Source organism: Desulfuromonas soudanensis (genome assembly GCF_001278055.1).
Classification (GTDB): Bacteria; Desulfobacterota; Desulfuromonadia; order Desulfuromonadales; family WTL; genus Deferrimonas; species Deferrimonas soudanensis.
Genome location: NZ_CP010802.1, coordinates 3566543 through 3584811, shown reverse-complemented (window position 1 = coordinate 3584811; position 18269 = coordinate 3566543). Strand labels below are relative to the sequence as shown.

13 protein-coding genes are annotated in these 18269 nt (G+C 63.9%); all 13 read left to right on the top strand.

Annotation, left to right across the window (positions count from 1 at the left end; translation table 11 throughout):
* Window positions 1–2 precede the first annotated feature (2 nt).
* Window positions 3–752 (top strand): type IVB secretion system protein IcmH/DotU, encoded by a 750-nt coding sequence (gene icmH, locus DSOUD_RS15975; protein ID WP_157671898.1) that lies wholly within the window; start codon window positions 3–5, stop codon window positions 750–752.
* Entirely contained in the window at window positions 749–4420 is a 3672-nt protein-coding gene (tssM, locus tag DSOUD_RS15970) for a type VI secretion system membrane subunit TssM (protein WP_053551946.1), read from the top strand. Before icmH ends, tssM begins: the two co-directional genes overlap by 4 nt.
* Window positions 4421–4452: 32 nt before the next feature.
* A complete protein-coding gene (gene tagF, locus DSOUD_RS15965; RefSeq protein WP_053551945.1) occupies window positions 4453–5472 on the top strand; it encodes a type VI secretion system-associated protein TagF in 1020 nt (339 codons plus the stop codon).
* Window positions 5469–6983, top strand: coding sequence for a type VI secretion system protein TssA (gene tssA, locus DSOUD_RS15960; protein WP_053551944.1), 1515 nt, complete (start codon window positions 5469–5471; stop codon window positions 6981–6983). The genes tagF and tssA overlap by 4 nt, the downstream gene beginning before the upstream one ends.
* A 73-nt stretch (window positions 6984–7056) precedes the next feature.
* Window positions 7057–7566, top strand: a complete 510-nt coding sequence (gene tssB / locus DSOUD_RS15955) for a type VI secretion system contractile sheath small subunit (RefSeq protein WP_053551943.1) — start codon at window positions 7057–7059, stop codon at window positions 7564–7566.
* 46 nt (window positions 7567–7612) lie between these two features.
* Window positions 7613–9148 carry a type VI secretion system contractile sheath large subunit gene (gene tssC, locus DSOUD_RS15950; protein WP_053551942.1) on the top strand — a complete coding sequence of 512 codons (1536 nt, stop codon included), beginning with the start codon at window positions 7613–7615 and terminating at the stop codon, window positions 9146–9148.
* A gap of 131 nt (window positions 9149–9279) precedes the next feature.
* Window positions 9280–9765 (top strand): Hcp family type VI secretion system effector, encoded by a 486-nt coding sequence (locus tag DSOUD_RS15945; RefSeq protein ID WP_053552427.1) that lies wholly within the window; start codon window positions 9280–9282, stop codon window positions 9763–9765.
* A gap of 84 nt (window positions 9766–9849) precedes the next feature.
* A complete protein-coding gene (gene tssE / locus DSOUD_RS15940) occupies window positions 9850–10275 on the top strand; it encodes a type VI secretion system baseplate subunit TssE (protein WP_053551941.1) in 426 nt (141 codons plus the stop codon).
* Entirely contained in the window at window positions 10268–11998 is a 1731-nt protein-coding gene (tssF, locus tag DSOUD_RS15935) for a type VI secretion system baseplate subunit TssF (RefSeq protein WP_053551940.1), read from the top strand. The genes tssE and tssF overlap by 8 nt, the downstream gene beginning before the upstream one ends.
* A complete protein-coding gene (tssG, locus tag DSOUD_RS15930) occupies window positions 11962–12948 on the top strand; it encodes a type VI secretion system baseplate subunit TssG (RefSeq protein WP_053551939.1) in 987 nt (328 codons plus the stop codon). Before tssF ends, tssG begins: the two co-directional genes overlap by 37 nt.
* A gap of 16 nt (window positions 12949–12964) precedes the next feature.
* Complete coding sequence (tssH, locus tag DSOUD_RS15925) at window positions 12965–15673, top strand: type VI secretion system ATPase TssH (protein ID WP_053551938.1); 2709 nt, start codon at window positions 12965–12967, stop codon at window positions 15671–15673.
* Window positions 15674–15746: 73 nt separating this feature from the next.
* Window positions 15747–17813 (top strand): type VI secretion system Vgr family protein, encoded by a 2067-nt coding sequence (locus DSOUD_RS15920; RefSeq protein ID WP_053551937.1) that lies wholly within the window; start codon window positions 15747–15749, stop codon window positions 17811–17813.
* Window positions 17814–17833: 20 nt separating this feature from the next.
* Complete coding sequence (locus DSOUD_RS15915) at window positions 17834–18268, top strand: hypothetical protein (protein WP_053551936.1); 435 nt, start codon at window positions 17834–17836, stop codon at window positions 18266–18268.
* Window position 18269 lies beyond the last annotated feature (1 nt).

Here is an 18269-nt window from a genome sequence, read left to right as displayed (position 1 = left end):
ATATGGAAGAGCGTAAGTCCACGGGGAACACCCTTCTGCAATGCGGCGCGACGGTCCTGTCGCTGGTTGCCCCCTTCCGGCGCAGCGACCGCGGTATCGCCGTCGAAAGCGACTTTCGCGAAAAGGTCCTCGCCGGTTTCGACGAGATGGAGCGGCTGGCCTTTGAGTCCCGGATCGCTGCCGGAATCCTTCGCGACGCCAAATATGCCCTGGCCGCCTTTGTCGACGAGGCGGTCCTCAGTTCGAGCTGGCCCGGGCGTCTGGCCTGGATGAGCAAGCCGCTGCAACTGGAAATGTTCGGCGACCACCTCGCCGGGGAAGGGTTCTACGACAAGCTCAACCTTCTCCGCCAGGGCGGGGAGGGGCATGTCGATCTCCTCGAACTTTATTACATCTGTCTTCAGCTCGGTTTCGAAGGGATCTACAAAATCCGCGGTCTCGAACATCTCACGGCGCTCCAGGTCGACCTGCGCAGCCAGATCGAGAACTACCGGGGGGTCGTCGATCCACGCCTCTCCCCGGCGGGGGTGCCCAAGGTCGGCATGATGGCTCGGGTACGGAGGGAAATCCCCTGTTGGGTGATCGGGGTCTCCACGGTATCGGTGGTCTTTTTCACCTATCTTGGTTATTCGCTGGTCGTCACCAACCTGATGAACGAAAGCGTCTCCACAATCACCCAGAGTCGCGAGGCGATCCTGCGCTTTGTCGAAAAGAGTCCGGCCGCCGCCGTCGAGAGGGAAGTGCGCCCATGAAACGGATCCTGAATTTCCTCCGGGGGTATCTTCTTGGCCGTTCCGGAAGTACCGTCGTCGGCCTTTTCCTTCTCCTTTCCCTGGTGTGGTGGGGCGGACCCTCTGTCGGTCTTAGGAGCGGCGCCCTTCGCCTGACGGTAATGGCGGCTCTCGTCGGGGTCGCCGGGGCGATCTGGCTGTTGCGTCTGTGGAAGGTACGGCGCAGCGCCGCCCGATTCCGGATGGAGTTGCAGGGGGAGGGGGGTAGCGCCCCGGAGCGCCAGCTGGAGATCGCCGAGCTTAGGGAGAAGATGAATGCCGCCATTTCGGCCCTCAAGTCGTCGGGACTCGGAGTCGGTTATCGGGGGAACGCGGCCCTCTACGCCTTGCCCTGGTTCATGATCATCGGCCCAGCCGCCGCCGGCAAGACGACCCTTTTGCGAAATTCGGGGCTGCACTTTCCCTATGCCCATGGCGACGACGCCGACATCAAGGGGTTCGGCGGCACCCGCAACTGCGACTGGTGGTTTTCCGACGAGGCGGTGATTCTCGATACGGCCGGTCGCTACACCACCGAAGATGACGACCGTGAGGAGTGGGTGGCCTTCCTTGACCTCCTCCGCCGCCACCGCAGCCGGGTGCCGGTCAACGGGGTGATGGTGGCCTTGAGTCTCGCCGAGCTCCTGACCTGCGACGGCGCCGGAATCGAATGGCATGTCAAGGTAATCCGCGACCGTCTCGACGAGCTGATCAACCATCTCGGCTGCAACTTCCCCATCTACCTGGTGGTGACCAAGTGCGATCTCCTCCACGGCTTCACTTCCTTCTTCGAGGATCTCAGCGAGCATGACCGCAGTCAGATCTGGGGGGCCTGGCTCCTTGACGAGGGGGAAAATCAGGATCTGGCCGCCAGCTTCGAAAAGCGGTTGCAGCAGTTGCAGGGGCGGCTGAGCGAACTGCGGTTGCGCAGGCTATCCATGCAGCGAAAGTTAGAACTTAAACATGCGATTTTCGACTTTCCCAACCAGTTTCAGGTCGCAACGGACAAGCTTCAGGAATTTTTCAACCTCCTGGTCAAGGAAAATCCCTACCAGGAAACCCCGCGCTTCTGCGGCGTCTATCTCACCAGCGGCACCCAGGAGGGGACACCGATCCAGCGCATCGTCGGCAATCTCCGTCAGGCCTTCGGCTATGTGGAGGATGCCTCCCTCGACGATCCGGGGACGACGAAGAGCTATTTCATCAAGAAACTCTTCCAGGAGGCGATATTCCCCAATTCCGGCGGGATCGTCCGCAACCGCCGCCGGGAGGTCCTCAACCGCTGGTTCAAGAGCGCCTGGGTGGCCACGGGACTGGCGGTCATCGTCGGCAGCGTCCTCCTTCTCAGCGCCTCGCTGGCCAGCAACACCCTCCTGGCAGGCAAGGGGAGCGATTTTGTCCGGGTGATGACCGAGGAGGTCGTCTCCGGCGACCGCAACCAGGAGCGAAGCTTCAGCTCCATCCTCAGCGTCTATCGCCATTATCGCAAACTGTGCGGTTATGAAGAGCGCCTCCCCCTTCATCTCCTGCTGGGGATCTACCAGGGGGAAAAACAGCTCGAACCGACCCTCACGGCCCTCCTCGATTCCCTCGACCTGGTCTTTTTCAAGCCGTCGGTGACCTCTCTCGAATACCGGCTGGAGAACTTCGCCCGCCAGTGGGACGGTTCCGACGACAAGGGGCAGGAGAAGATTCGCGAACCCTACTATCAGGCGCTCAAGACTTATCTGATGCTGTCGATGCCGGAGCGGCTTTCGCCCGAGTTCGCCGCGCCGGTGCTTGCGGAAACCTGGTGCGAACTGATTTTCCGGGGGGGAGCGGAATCCGAGTTCCAGGAAGAGGAGCGCCAGGATATGGAGGAGATGATTCTTCTTTATCTTGCCCATCTCAAGCGTCCCATGGACGATCCTCTGGCGGTTCGCCCCTGGAAGCGGCGAAAGGAAATCGTTGCCAGGTCCCGGGAACAGCTGCGGACCCCCCCCAACGCCGAGCGCCTCTATGTGCAGATCCTCAACAAGGGGAAGCTCTCCCTCAAGGACCGCAAATTCGAAGAATTCATCAAAGGGCACGGTTACGGCGTCCTCCACAGCGACCATGTGCAGCCAGGCGTCTATACCGCCCGGGGGTGGACGGATTTTGTCCAGCCGGAGATCAAGAAGGTGGTGACGGTGGCCAGTCGCGGCGACTGGGTGATCGGCTATTACCGCGACGGCGAGGGTCCCGCTTCAGGGAACCCAGCCGAGGTGGCGACCGGGGTGACCGTCGCCGATTCGCCGGAGGGGGCCGAGCCCGACGAGGGGGCTGTCAATGCCAAGCTGGCGATGCGCCTGGAGAGGGAAATTCGCCAGCAGTATTTTCGGGACTATGCCGACGCCTGGTTCTCGCTTCTGGAGTCGGTGCGGTACCCTTCCTTCACCTCCGTGGCCGACGCTTCCAAAAAGATGCTGGTCGTCGCTCAGAGCGACGGGCCGATTGGCGAACTGATGCGGGTTATCTCCAACAACGTCAACCTCGAGGATCCCCCGGAATCCGGTGTCGGAGCGCCCCTGGAAAACCTCGCCCAGGGAGCCGGAGGCTTTCAAGCCCGCCGCAGCGTACCGGAGCTCGAAGAAACCCTGCGCGACCTGCGCAAGTTCGCCGATCCGGCGGAAAAGATGACCGTCAGCCTCCTTATTAATCAGTACCTTCTCGCCATTTCCTCGGTGCAGAACGAGATGGAGCGACTGGGGGCTTCGGTCGACGTGCAGCGGGAGGCCAACCTCTATGCGGCGAAGATCCTCACCGGCTCCGGCGGGGATCTCGAGCTCTACAAGAGCTGGGTTTCGACCTCCAGCATGCTCAACGGCATCGAGCCGCGAACCCGTAAACTTGCCTCGGGCGTTTTGATCGGGGCGATTCGCAGCGCCTGGGGGGCCGTCCTCAGCGAAGCCGATCAGGACCTGCAGCTGCAGTGGAAGAATTCGGTGGTCAGTCCCTACGAGCGCAAGCTGCAGGGAAAATTCCCCTTTGCCAGCAAGGGGTCCGATGCGGCCCTGGCCGACGTCGCTGATTTCTTCCGACCCCAGGACGGAATTTTCTGGTCCTTTGTCCGCACCAATCTCGCCCCCTTTGTCAGCGAAGGGCGGGGGGAATGGCGGCAGAAGACCTGGCTCGATCTGGGACCGGGCTTCAGCAAGGAGCTGATGACCTCCCTGTCCCGCTCAAATGTCATCACTGCCGGTCTCTTTCGCCGCGGCAGCGACGAGCCGAATCTGCAGTTCTACCTCTATCCCATGCCGAGCCGGGGCCTCAGTGAAACGATGATCGAGAGCAACGGTCAATCCTACCGCTACCGCAACGAACCTCAGGAGTGGCGCAAATTCCTCTGGCCCGGCAACGGGGAAGGGCTCGGGGCGAAGATCCAGGGGGTGAGCGGACGGAGTGCGGCGCGGGGCGAGCTGAACTACGAGGGGATCTGGGGACTCTTCCATCTGTTGCAGAAGGGGAAAATCACCGCCGAGAGCGGCAACCAGTACCTCGGCGTTTGGGAACTCACCGGCAGCGACGGCGCCCCGCTCACGGTGCAGTTCAAGATCAAGGCGGACCGGGAGAACAACGTTTTTGACCGTAAGGTTCTCTCCGGGTATGCCCTCCCCGTATCCCTTTTCTGATCGACCCACACCCAGGGAGTCAATAACCCGCGATGTTCGGACTCTTCTCCAAAGCTATCAAGCATCAGCCCCGTGCGGTTGCCGGCGATCAGCTCGGTTGTTTCGGCAAGATGCCGATCCACTCCGAGTTCATCCGTCACAACGTCAAGAGTCGCGAGGCCGTGGCCCTCGACGCCTGGATTCAGGAGGGAATCGGCTTCATCATCCGCAAGCATGGCAGCAGCTGGCCTGAAACCTATCGGACCTTCCCCGGATGCCATTTTGTTATGGTCGGCGGCGAGGAGGAGCGGACGGTGATCGGTACGCTGATCCCCAGCCAGGATCGCAGCGGACGCCATTATCCCTTTATCCTCTTCACCGTCGCCGAGGACCCGATTTTCCGCCGGATGCAGGCCGTCCCCCCGGCGGTCTACGACGAGTTTTTTCTTAAGGCGCAGGAACTCTGTGAAGAAAGGTGGAAAAACGAGGGTGTGCCGCTCCTGGTCAGCCGGGTCGAAGGGTTGTACCGCCGTCAGGGAGAACTTTCCCGCCGCCTTCTTCTCGAGCAGCAGATCGAAATCCTCAAGAATGTCGAACTCGGTCTCCTCTGGCGCACGGCGCTGCCGGATCTTGCGCCGGAGAACCGCCAGATGTTGTTTGCCACCCTCGTTCAGACACTGCGAACCGTCACGAGGCGGACGCCGCTGCGCACCAGTTGGGGGGTGCGCCTGCCCCTGCCGGGGGAGGGGAACCCGCGCCCCTTCGTGATTTTTTGGATGCAGCTCATCGAGTCGATCCTCGAGGACCGCAACCTGCGCGCACATTACTTTTGGCGCGCCTCCTCCTGCGCGGCACCGGCCTCCCTGACGGTCTTCTTCCGCCCCATTCCCGGCTCCTATCTTCTGCACCTTATCGATCCTGCCCTAAACGATGGTTCGATATTCGACGTGGTGGCCGAAATGAGCCGGGGAGAGGGGAAGGAGAACCTCGACCTGCGGCGCCTTCTGGCCGATGACCGGGTCAGCCTCCTCGATGTCCTCTACCGGCTCGGTCGTCGGGAGGTAGCTGGGTGAGCGGCGCCTGGCTCGCCGCGGTGGCAACCCCCCTGCCCAAAAGCCCCTGCGGGGAAGATCCTCGTTACCACGACGATTTTTCCGCGATCCGGCAGGAGATGGAAAAACTTCAGGGAAACGACTACGGCCGGGTGCTGGAGAGGGGGCGCCATCTTCTCGCCACCCACAGCAAGGACCTGCGGGTGGCTGGATACCTGATGCTGGCTTCGACTCACCTTGCCGGGATCGCCGGAGTGCAGGAGGCGGCTTCGGCTTATCGCCTGATCCTTGAAGGGTTCTGGGCCGACTGCCACCCCCTCAAGGCCGGCGCGCGCAACGCAGCCCTGACCTGGCTTAACAACCCCCGCTTCGACGGGGCCCTGCAGGAGGCCGCCACCCTTGCCGGCGCCGACGAACTGCGCGCCCTTGAGGAAACCGTCGCCGGGATCAATCAGGCAATCCGCACCGCCGGAGGTGATGAAGCGCCTCTCTGGAGCGCCCCCAATCATTGGCTCCCCGGGAAACTGCGGGAGAAGACAGGGAAGGCGCAATCCGTCGCCGTTCCCCTTTCCGGGGAACAGATGGCCGAGCTTCTGTGCGCTCTCTCTCCGTCAACTCAGACGATGCCTGCGGCGGGGAGCATTACCTCGGACCGGGAGATGATCGCCTCCACCAAAGCGATTCGCGAATTTTTGCTGCAAAAAAAGGCTTATCTGCATGCGCTCAGTTTCAGTCGGACCCTGCGCTGGGGGGGGCTGACCCTCCCCCCTCATGAACAGGGGAAGACGCGGATCCCCCCCCTGCGTCAGACCGGATGGAATGAGCTGCAGCAGGCCGGAGAGCGAGGCGAAGGTGAAGGCGCCTTCCTTCTCTGTGAAAACCTCTTTCTCGAACCGGGAGGTCAATTCAGCCTTGACCTGCAGCTGGCAGCCTGCGAGGCGGCGGGGCGGTTCGGCCGGGAGGACCTGGCGGCGGGAATCGCCGACCAGACTCGGAGCCTTGTGCGACGTCTTCCCGAGATTCTCGCCCTGAGTTTCGAAGACGGCCGTCCCTTTGCTTCTCTCGAGACCAGGGAGTGGCTCGACACCCGCCTCGCCGGGGGAGAAGAGCCGTGTCGCGGGAAGGAGGAGGGGTGGGACGCCCTTCTGGAGTCGGCCCTGGCCGAGGCCCGCAGGCTGTCTCCGAAGAAGAAGCTTGCCGAGGGGCTCGCCTGCCTCAAGGCGGTGGCCGTTGGCAACGAGAAGGAGCGGTTAACGCTGCGTCTGACCATGGCTCGCCTCTGCCTCGAAGGGGGGCGTCCCGACCTGGCCCTCCCGGTCCTCGACGACCTGACGAAAAGGGTGGAGGAAGAATCTCTCCATCTCTGGGATTCGTCCCTGGCCCTCGGAATCTGGAAGATCTCGCTCGAGGCCGGGCGTCTCCTCGCCCCCAAGGTGACAGGAGAGGAGGCCGAGACGCTGCGGAACAAAATGGCCGATCTGCGGAGCCTGATCTGCCGGGCCGATCCTGAAGCGGCGGCCCGTCTGGTTTGACCGGCAGGCGACACTCCGAACTCTGGGATCCCGGAGATATGAATACTAAGGCGGCAAAGACAAGGAGACGATGATGACAGACAGTTTTCAGAAGGAAATCCCCAAGGCGCGGATCAACCTCTCCCTCGATGTGGAAACCGGGGGCGCCAAAAGGAAGACGGAACTCCCCCTCAAGCTGTTGGTGATGGGTGACTTCAGCAGCGGGAAGGGGTCCGGACGACTGGCGGAGCGGGAGCGGATCAGCCTCAACCGCAACAACCTTGAAGCGGTCCTCAAGGATTTGGCGCCGACGGCGGAATTTTCCGTTCCCAGCATCGCCCGGGGGGAGGGTGAGATCGGCATCCATCTCCGTTTCGATTCCCTGAACTCCTTCCACCCGGAGCAGGTGGCCAATCAGGTCCCCGAGCTCCACAGCCTGATGGCGATGCGCAATCTCCTCAAGGATCTCAAGTCCAACGTCCTCGACAACGGCAAATTCCGCCGGGAGCTGGAAAATATTGTCAAGAACCGTCCGGAACTCGAGGGGCTGCAGAAGGAGTTGGAAAAGATCGTCTCCGAAGCTTCGGCGGCAAACGGCGAGTAAAACCTTTCATCCCTTGAGCAAACCGGAACCTTTGGGAGAATCCGTCATGACCATCCAGGAAAGTGCGCAAGCCAAAACGATATCTGTCGTGGACGCCTCGGCCGCAAGTGTTTATGAGCGTCTTTGCGGATTGGTGGACATCAGCCCGCTCGCCGAGCAAATCGACCTGGGCAGTTTCTCCAGCTCAGCCCGCCTGGCGGAGGCGCCCCTCGACAAGCGGCTGACGGCAGCCATCCAGGTCTTCATTGACCTGGTCGCCAAAAGCGGCCACCCCATCGAGAGGATCGACAAGGCCCTCCTCGACAGCTACATCGCCCAGATCGATGCCACCATCAGCAGGCAGCTCGACGCCATTTTACACCACGGGCGTTTCCAGGAGATCGAATCGGCCTGGCGCGGCCTGAAATTTCTCGTCGACCGCTGCGATCTCCGCAGCAACGTCAAGGTCGACCTCCTCGACTGCAGCAAGGCAGATTTGCAGGACGATTTCGAAGAGGCACCGGAGACGATCCAGACCGGCCTCTACAAGCACGTCTACATTGATGAATATGACACTCCCGGCGGTGAACCGGTCTCGGCGGTGGTGGCCAATTATGTTTTCGACAGCTCGCCCCAGGATGTCGCCCTCCTCGGCGAGGTCTCCCGGGTGGCGGCCAGCGCCCATGCCCCCTTCCTGGCGTCGGTGGGAGCCCGTTTCTTCGGCAAGGAGAGCATCGACGACCTCCCGAAGATCCACGACCTGACCAACTACATGGAAAAGGCGGAATATCTGCGCTGGAAGGGGTTCCGCGAGACGGAGGACGCCCGCTACGTCGGCCTGACCCTCCCCCGATTTCTCCTGCGCCTCCCCTACGGCAGCACCAGCAATCCGGTGCGGACCTTCAACTACGAGGAGAGCGTCGGCGGCGAGCAGCATGGCAACTACCTTTGGGGGAACTCGGTCTTTGCCTTTGCCGGCAACATGGCCCGCAGTTTTGCCAAAAATGGCTGGGCGGTGAACATCCGCGGCCCCGAGGCCGGCGGCAAGGTCGAGGGGATGCCGGTGCATCTCTATGACGCCGGCAAGGGACTGCAGGCCAAGATCCCCTCCGAGATCCTCATCCCGGAGACGCGGGAACTCGAGTTCGCCAATCTCGGTTTCATCCCCTTGAGCTACTACAAAAACAGCGATTTCGCCTGCTTCTTTTCCGCCAACTCGGTGCAGAAGGCGACAGAATACTCCACGGCGGAGGCGACGGCCAACAGCCGCATCAATGCGCGCCTCCCCTACATCTTTCTGGTGTCGCGCATCGCCCATTACCTCAAAGTGCTGCAGCGGGAGAACATCGGCTCCAGCAAGAGCCGGCAGGTGCTGGAGAAGGAGCTCAACGACTGGATTCAGACCCTGGTGACCAAGATGAAGGACCCGGAACCGGACCTGATTGCCACCCACCCCCTCAAGGACGGACAGGTCGTGGTCAAGGAGATTCCGGAGAATCCGGGGTATTTCAGCGTCAGCCTCTTTATCATGCCCCATTTTCAGATCGAGGGGGTCGACGTCCGGCTCTCCCTGGTGGCCCAGATGCCGACGGGGAAAAAATAGGGAATCCCTGAAGAAATCAGAGGAAAGGGGGGATGGAGGGGGACCGGCGGCCTGAGGCTTCCGGTGGAGGGTTTCATTGACGGGCAGTTGAATTCTTATTCATGGTTTTTCAAAAAAAGGAGGAGTTCGCCATGGCTATTCCAGCCTACATGTGGATCGAGGACGACCAGGGGAGCAAGATCGAAGGGCCGGTTTCCATTTCCGACCGGGAGGGGAGCATCGAGGTCCTCGGCTTCGATCATGAACTGAGGATCCCCACGGATTCTGACTCGGGAGCGTTGACCGGGACCCGCAAGCACGAGCCGCTGGTCTTTCTCAAGGCTTTCGACAGCGCCACCCCCTATCTCTACAAGGCCTGCAGCAACGGTCAGACTCTGAAGAAAATGGAGATGCGCTGGTACAAGATCGACGATACCGGCACGGAAAAGGAGTATTTCCGCCACACCCTGCAGGGGGTGAAAATCACCTCCATCAAGCCGAAGATGCACAACGTCAAGGATATCGACAAGGAGCGCTACCCCCACCTCGAGGAGGTTTCGGTGCGCTACGCCAAGGTGACCTGGACCTACGTCGACGGCAACATCGAGTTCTCCGACGCCTGGACCGAAGGGCGTTAGCTCCCCCTGGCCGCCGCCCGGCGCCAGCACGGCGCCGGGCGGCGAATGTTACCCCCTCCCACCGCGAAGGCGGAAAGTATCCCCATGTCCCGAGCGCTTTACGAAATTCTGGCCGGTCGTTACCGTGACGGGCGCCCCCTCGCCGAGGTTTACCCCGCCGAGGCGCTTTTGGCCAGCATCCGTGATCACATCGAGCGACTTCTCAGCGCCCGGCGGCGGACTCTGGTCCATCTGCCGGATTACGGTCTGCCGGATATGGATGCCATCTACGAGGCCCTTCCCTATTCCATCGACTCTCTGGTGGCCGAAGTCAGGAAGTGCATCGAGCGGTTCGAGCCGCGCCTAAGCCGGAGTCAGGTTAGTTACCGTCCCCTCAGCGACGCCAAAAACCGTCTGCATCTCGATATCTCCGGGGTGGTCGCCTCCGGTGCCGTGGTGCGGTTGCAGGCGATCTTCGTCTGCGGCGGGGCGACCACCGTCAGCATCCCCTCGGGATATTCCCATGCGTGACTATTTCGAGGCGGAAATGCGCCTCCTCCATGAGGCGGCGCAGGATTTTTCCCGGGCCTATCCCGAGCAGGCCGGCATGCTCAACCTGCAGGAGGTCAAGGACCGCGATCCCTATGTGGAGCGTCTCCTCGAGGGGATGGCGTTTCTGACAGCGCAGATCCGCCAGCGCATCGATGACGACGTCCCCGAGGTCTGCGAGGCGCTCCTCAATCAGCTCTGGCCGCATTTTTTACGCCCGGTCCCCTCCTTGAGCATCCTCCAGTTCTCCCCCCGGCCAGGGCAGCTCCAGCAGACCCGGACGCTGGCGAAGGGGAGCGCCGTCCTCAGTCCGCCGGTGGGGGAAGAGCGGGTCATCTGCCGCTTTCGCACCACCAGCGATACCCTCCTGCAGCCGATGCGCCTCGCCCGTCTTTCCCTGATCGAACCGCCCGGGGGAGGGACGGCCCTGATCCTCGGATTTCAGCTCGACGCCGGGATCGTCGCCGAGTCCCTCGAGCTCAGGGGGATCAAGCTCTATCTCCATGCCGACCCCCAGGTCGCCCTGAAGCTGCACCACGCCCTGACCGCCGATGTCCAGAGCGTCCGGGTCTCCTTTCCCGACCACCCCGGCCAGGGAGCCCGAAGCCTCGGCGGGCCGGAGACCGTCACCGCGGCCCATCTCGGCGTCGAGGAGATGCTCGTCCCCGGGGCGGGGCGCAGCTTTGTCGGATTTCACCTCCTGCAGGAGTATTTCGCCTTCCGGGAGAAATACCAGTTCGTCAACCTGTCGGGGTTCGATCTGTTGAACTGGCCTCCCCACTGCAGCGCCTTCGAGGTCGAGATCCGCCTCAAGGGGGTGCTGGACAAGGAGCTGAAACTCAAGAAGGAGAATTTCCTCCTCCACTGCACTCCGGCGGTAAATCTCTTTTCCGCAACCAGCGAGCCGATCCATCTCACCCACCTGCGGAGCGAATACCCGGTGGTGGCCGATGCTGCCGCTGCGGAGGGGATGGAAGTCTACAGTGTCGATGCGGTCTCCGGGAGCGACGGCGGCAGCGGCCGCCGCCACGACTACCTGGCGCTCCACGCCTACAAGCATCGCGGTGGGCGGGGGCGCTATTTCCAGAGCAGTCGCAAGGAGAACGGCGTCCGTCCGCTGATCTCCATCCGTGTCGGCGGAGACAGCGCCTTCAGTCGGGAATCCCTCTCCTGCGCCATTACCGCCTGCAATGGCGACTACCCCCGGCGCCTCCTGCAGGAGAACACCCTCCGCGTGCCGTCGCCGGACATCCCTTCCTGGGTGCAGGTGGTCAACCTCACCCGGCCGAGCAAGGTCCTGCGCCCCCCGATGCGGCGAGATTACCGCCTGGCCCTCATCTCTCACCTCTCCCTTCATTACGGAACCCTCTCCTCCGTGGAGACCTTTCGCCAGATGCTCTCCCTCTACGACTGGAGCGGGCTCGAGGCGAACCAGCGGCGGATCGAGGGGATCCTGGGCATCGCCGTCCACCCCGTCGACCGGATCTCCCGGGGGGCCCTGATGCGCGGACTGCGGGTCGAATTGACCCTGCATGAGGAAAATTTCGCTTCCCAGGCCGACATCCACCTCTTTGGTCTGATCCTGCACCATTTTCTCGGGATGTACGCGTCGCTCAACACCTTTGTCGAAACCCGCATCCTCTGTCATCCGTCCCACAGGGATTACGCATGGAAACCGCTCGTCGGGGAGAGCTACCGGCTCTGATAGCCGCCCTCGTCGAGGAGGGGCCCCACTACAATTTTTTTCAGGCCGTGCGTCTCTTCGAAGCGGCGGCAGCGAAGGTTCCCCGAGGTCCGGGAGAGCTTCCGTCTACGATCCGCTTCCGGCCGGCGGCGGAACTGAGCTTTCCGGCCGGCGACATCCGCCGTTGCCGCCTCGACGAGGAGGGTCGCCTCGAAATGCAGCTCAACTTCATGGGTTTTTACGGGGTGGATGCCCCCGTTCCCCATTATTTTCTCGAGGCCGCCGCCGAGGAGGAGGGGGGGGCGCTGCGCGCCTTCCTCGACATTTTCAACCATCGCCTCTATGAGCTCCTCTACCTCGGGTGGAAGAAGTTCTTATCCCCGGTCCTCCCCGGCGGGGAGAGCACCTTCGAACGCTACCTCTCGGCCCTCTCCGGGGTGGGAGGGGGTGCCGGGAACGATCTTGCGCAGGCCTTTGCCGGCCCCCTCGGAAGTCCCGTTCAAAACGGGGCGGGGCTTCGAGGGGTCCTTCGGGAATTTCTCGACGAGACCCCGGTGGAGGTGGTGCAGTTCTGTCCCCAATGGGTCTCCCTGCCAGAAATTCCCCCCGTCGGCGGGAGGGGGGGAGAGGAGCTGGTCCTCGGCGAGAACCTGGTTCTCGGCGGCTCCGTCCTCGACGTCGGTCGCCGGGTGGAGATCCGCATCGGTCCCCTCCCCCTGGATGAGGCCCTCGCCCTCCTCCCCGGCGGGGAGCAGTCGGAAACCGTGGCCCGTCTGATTCGCCGGTATCTGCCGCCGACAATCGATTTCGATCTGCTGTTGCGGGTGCGCATCGAAGGGACCGCCCCGTTGCAGCTCGGCGTTGAGGCGATGATGCTCGGCTGGAACAGCTGCCTGGGGGAAAACAGCCGGGCCGAAAGCGAAATCCGTCTCCCCGGAGCGAATCTCCTCGCCCGGACCCCTTCTATCTAAAGAGAGGATCAACCGGATGGACAGCAGACACCTCAGGGCCCTCCTCGACCGCCTGAATCCCCATTGTGCCAGGGCCCTGGAAGCCGGCGCGGCCTTTGCCGCGACCCGCGGCCACTACGAAGTCACCATCGAGCATGTGGCGGTCAAGCTCCTCGAGGACGGCGGAGGCGATTTCGACCGCATCCTCCAATATTTTGCCGTCGACCTCGACTCCTTCTGGCAGGATCTGCTGGAGAATCTCTCGCGGTTGCGCCAGGGAAACCAGGGGAAGCCGATCTTCTCCCAGAACCTGTACCAGTGGCTCGAAAGGGGTTGGCTGACGGCTTCCCTTCATTACGCCGGCACGGAACTTCGCTCGGCGGCCCTCCTCGAGGCCCTCGTGGAAATGATCCCCCAGTTGCCGGGCAAAGGTTTTGATCGCCTCGAGGCGCTGCCCCTCCCCCAGTTGCGCCGGCAATACTCTGCGATGGCCGCCGGTTCGGCCGAGAGTGCAGCGGAGGGCGCCGAAGCACCGCGCCCGGAGGTTCTCCCCTCGATTTCCTCCCCCGAGGGGAGCTCGGCCCTGGCCCGCTTCACCATCGACGTCACCGGCCGGGCCGCTTGCGGCGAGATTGATCCGGTCCTCGGGCGCCACGACGAAGTCCGCCAGGCAATCGATATCCTCACCCGGCGCCGCAAGAACAACCCGATCCTGGTCGGAGAGCCGGGGGTGGGGAAGACCGCCATCGTCGAAGGGATGGCGCTGCGCATCGTCGAGGGGAAGGTCCCGGCCCTCCTTTGCGGGGTGCGGCTTTTGACCCTCGATCTCGGCCTCCTCCAGGCCGGCGCCGGGGTCAAGGGGGAATTCGAGAAGCGTCTGAAGAACGTCATTGACGAAGTCAAAACCTCGACGACTCCGATCATCCTCTTCATCGACGAGGCCCACACCCTCGTCGGTGCCGGGGGGGAGGCGGGACAGGGGGACGCCGCCAATCTCCTCAAGCCGGCCCTTGCCCGGGGAGAACTGCGGACCATCGCCGCCACCACCTGGGCCGAGTACAGGAAGTATTTCGAGCGTGACGCCGCCCTGGCGCGGCGCTTTCAGCTGGTCAAGGTCGACGAGCCGGGCCTGGAGCAGGCGATCGGCATGCTCAGCGGCCTCAAGACCCTCTACCAGTCCCATCACGGGGTGCTGATTACCGACGACGCTCTCGAGGCGGCGGTGCGCCTCTCCAGCCGCTACATCAGCGGCCGCCAGCTTCCCGACAAGGCGATCGACCTCATCGATACGGCGGCGGCCCGGGTGCGCATGGGACAGGCGGCGATTCCCGCCCTCATCGACGCCGGCCGAGAGCACATCGCCTACCTGCAGCGGCGCCTCGGGCATCTCGAGGAGGACCGCCGCCAGGGGGTGAACGCCGATTCCCGACTGATCGCCACCCTGCAGCGGGAGGAGGCGGAGAGTCGGGAGCGCCTCGAGGGGCACGAGCGGCAGTGGGAGGAGGAGCGGGCCCTGGTCGGAGAGATCGGCCGGGAGCGGCCGACGGAGGACGGCGACGGGGACTTTTCGGCGGCGGGGTGCCGGGCCCGACGCCGACTGCGGGAGGTTCAGGGGGATGCGCCCCTGGTGCAGGCCGAAGTCGATGCCGAGGCGATCGCCGCCGTGGTCGCCGACTGGACGGGGATCCCCGTTGGCAAGATGGTCCGGGACGACATCGCCTCCCTCATCGAGCTCGAGGGCGCTCTGGCGACAAGGATCGTCGGCCAGGAGGGGGCGCTCGCCGAGATCGGCCGGGCGGTGCGCAGCGCCCGGGCGAAACTGCGCAACCCGGAGACGCCCCAGGGGGTCTTTCTCCTCGCCGGTCCCAGCGGGGTCGGCAAGACCGAAACCGCCCGGGTCATCGCCGAGCAGCTCTTCGGCGGCGAGCGCTTTCTGATCACCATCAACATGAGCGAGTACCAGGAGGCTCACACCGTCTCCCAGCTCAAGGGGGCGCCGCCGGGGTATGTCGGTTACGGCGAGGGGGGCGTCCTCACCGAGGCGGTGCGCCAGCGCCCCTATGCGGTCCTCCTCCTCGACGAGGTGGAAAAGGCCCATCCCGAGGTGATGAACCTCTTCTACCAGGTCTTCGACCGTGGGTTCATGCGCGACGGCGAGGGGCGGGAGATCGACTTCAAGAACACGGTGATCCTCATGACCACCAACCTCGGCGCCGCGGAGATTTCCGAGCGGACCGTCCCCCCCGAGGCGGCGGACACCCCCTGGGAGCGTCCGTCCCTGTCCGCCCTCGCCGAGGCGATTCGGCCGGCGCTCCTGAGCGCTCTGGCCCCGGCTCTCCTGGCGCGGATGCAGGTCGTCCCCTATCTCCCCCTCGAAGCCGAAGCGCTGCACTCCATCGCCGCCCTCAAGCTCGAGGCCTTGGCCAAACGCCTGCGCCAGGCCCATGACATCGAACTGCGCTGCCGGCCGCAGGTCGTCGCCTATCTGGCGGGGCGCTGCCGGCAGGGTGCCAGCGGCGCCCGCATGGTCAACGCTCTCATCGAACAGCAGCTCGTCCCCGGCATCGCCAAGAGCCTGCTGCAGTTCATGGCCGCCGGCGAGATGCCCGAGATCCTCTCACTGGAGATCGACGACAAAGGGGATCTCTCCTGTCTCTTTGCCGACCGCTGCGCCGACGGAGAGGAGGACAGGGCACCGGGGGACGAGGAGCACGAAGACGACCTGGCGAAGGCGGCCCAGGGGTAGCGCTCCTGCCAAACTGGGGCAATGAATCCGAAGAGACGGCGACCCGGAAACGGGCGCCTGGGGAGGTCGTTCCATGCATATCCCATCCCTGGCCGCAGGGAAGATCGACGCCCCGGCCAACCGCAGCCAGTTCGCCTGCTCCGTGCGCGGCATCCCCGATGAGACCTTTTCCGTCCGTTCCTTCTCCGGAAAGGGTCATGCCCTCGGCGGGGATTACCGTTTCCGGATCGAACTCCTGGCCTCCTCGGCGATCGATACGACGTATATCATCGGTCGCCCGGCGGCCCTGCACCTGGCCCCGGGGGGAGAAGTCCCGATCCACGGGGTGATCCTCGAGGTCGCCTATGGCGGAGCGGGGGCCAACGGCCACGAATATCAGGTTGAGTTCGCCTCCCCCCTGGCGCCTCTGGGGATGGGTCGGAGGCATCGGGTCTTTCTCGGCAAAACGGCGCCGAAGATCATCGAGGAGGTCCTGCTCGGCGGCGGGTTTGCCGCCGGCGATTTCGAGCTGCGCCTCAAGGAGAACCATCCCGCCCGGGAGTTCACCGTCCAGTTCGACGAGAGCGATCTGGCCTTCATCAAGCGCCTGGCGGCCGGCGCCGGAATCTTCTTTCGCTTCGAGGTCGGCTCCTCCGGAAGCCGGCTCCTCTTTCACGACGGCGTCGGCGACCTCCCGCATCTAGGCTCCGGTCCGTTGCGATTCCAGCTTCAGACCGGGGCGGTACGCGACGAAGAGACGATCTTCGCCTTCACCCCGAGAGCCAGGCTCCTCAGCCAAAAGGTCGAGCTGCGGGACTACAACGACCAGACCCCCGAGGTCGTCCTCGAGGCCTACGGCTCTCCCGGAACCGCCGTTGCCGGTGCCGGGACCGATTACCGCTTCGGCGAGCACTTCAGGGACATGGCCGAAGGGGCGGCCCTGGCCCGCATCCGCCAGCAGGCCCTCGACTGCCAGCGGGAGACCTTCGTCGCCGAATCCGACTGCCGAGGCCTCTCCCCCGGGCTCCGCATCACCCTGACCGGCCATCCGGAATCGGGCAACAACGGCGACTACCTGGTGGTGGATGTGGAACACGCCGGCGAGCAGGGGGCCGCCTTCGCCTACGGCGGCAGCCCCGGAAGGATGACCTACCGCAACAAGGCGCTGCTTGTCCGCGACGGCGTCGCCTACCGTCCGGTCCCCATCCCGAGGCGGCTGCACGGAACCTACACCGCCCGCATCGAGAGCAGCGGCGGCGAGTACGCCTTTCTCGACGAGCAGGGGCGCTACCGGATTCGCGCCGACTTCGACCTCGGCGACGCCCAGAAAGGGTCGGCAAGCCATCCCGTGCGTCTGATGCAGCCGGCCGGCGGCGACAACTGCGGCCTGCACTTTCCCCTTCACCCCGGCACCGAGGTGGTCTTCACCTGCATCAACGGCGACATCGACCGGCCGATCCTCCTCGGCGTCCTTGCCAACCCCGACACCCCCAGCCCGGTCACCAGCGCCAACAGCAGCGAAAACATCCTGCGCACCAAAGGCGGCAACGAACTGCTGATGGACGACCGAAGGGGAAAGGAGAAGGTCGAACTCTTCACCGCCGAACGGAAGAACCTCCTTGCCCTCGACGCCGACAGCGAAGGGCACCGGGTGCGCCTCGCCAGCGAGGAGGGGACGATGGAGCTCTTCGCCGCCAAAACTCTCCTCCTCGATTCGGGGGAGACCCAGACGGTCGAAGCGGGGGGGGATCATATTGTCACGGTCGAAAACGCCCAGCGCCTGATGACGAAAAACAAGGAGATCGAGCTGCAGGCGGCCACCGATATCCTCCTCAAGGCCGGGGAGAACATCCTCATGCAGGCCGAGGGGGGGGAGATCTCCCTCATGGCCGGAGAAAATCTCCTCCTCGACGTCGGCGAGACGTTCTCGGTCGAGGTTCGCAACCGGAATCTCGAGATCCTCGCCGACCAGGGGAACATCAGCATCCGCGCCGCCGGAGCCCTGAGCATTCTCGGTCAGGGAGGGGGGACCATTCACCTCGGCCAGGGGGGAGGAGCCATCGAGATCTCCGCCGAAGGGGATCTGACCATCGATGCGCCGCGCGTCGAGATCAACGGCCAAAGCATCGGCATCAAGGGGGCGAGCCTCGTCAACAACTGAGGCCCGGCCAGGGAGGTTCCATGAAGAGCAGGGTCAGGCAACTCCACGAACAGAAACTCGCCGTCGGAACGGTGGGAATCGCCGAGGTTGTAACCGCCGAAGGCGGAGAGGCGCTGCAGGTGATCCTCTGCGGGCAGCGCGAACCGTTGTCCGTGGCCGGGCATTTCAGCGACGTGCCGCCGCTGCGGGAGGGGGATAGGGTGGCGCTCCTGGCGAGCGCCGAAGGACCTCTGGTGATCGGACGGCTGCGCGGGAGCGGCGAATCTCCTCCTCCCCTGCTGCAGGATCGGGAGGGGCGCCTGCTCATCGCCGCCGGGGAGGGGATCTGCCTGCAGGCGGGAGGGAGCCGCATCGAGCTCGACGCCGACGGCCGTATCCGACTCGACGGCCGGGAGATTGCCAGCATCGCCTCGGGGCTACAGCGCCTGCAGGGCTCCACCATCGAACTCAACTGAT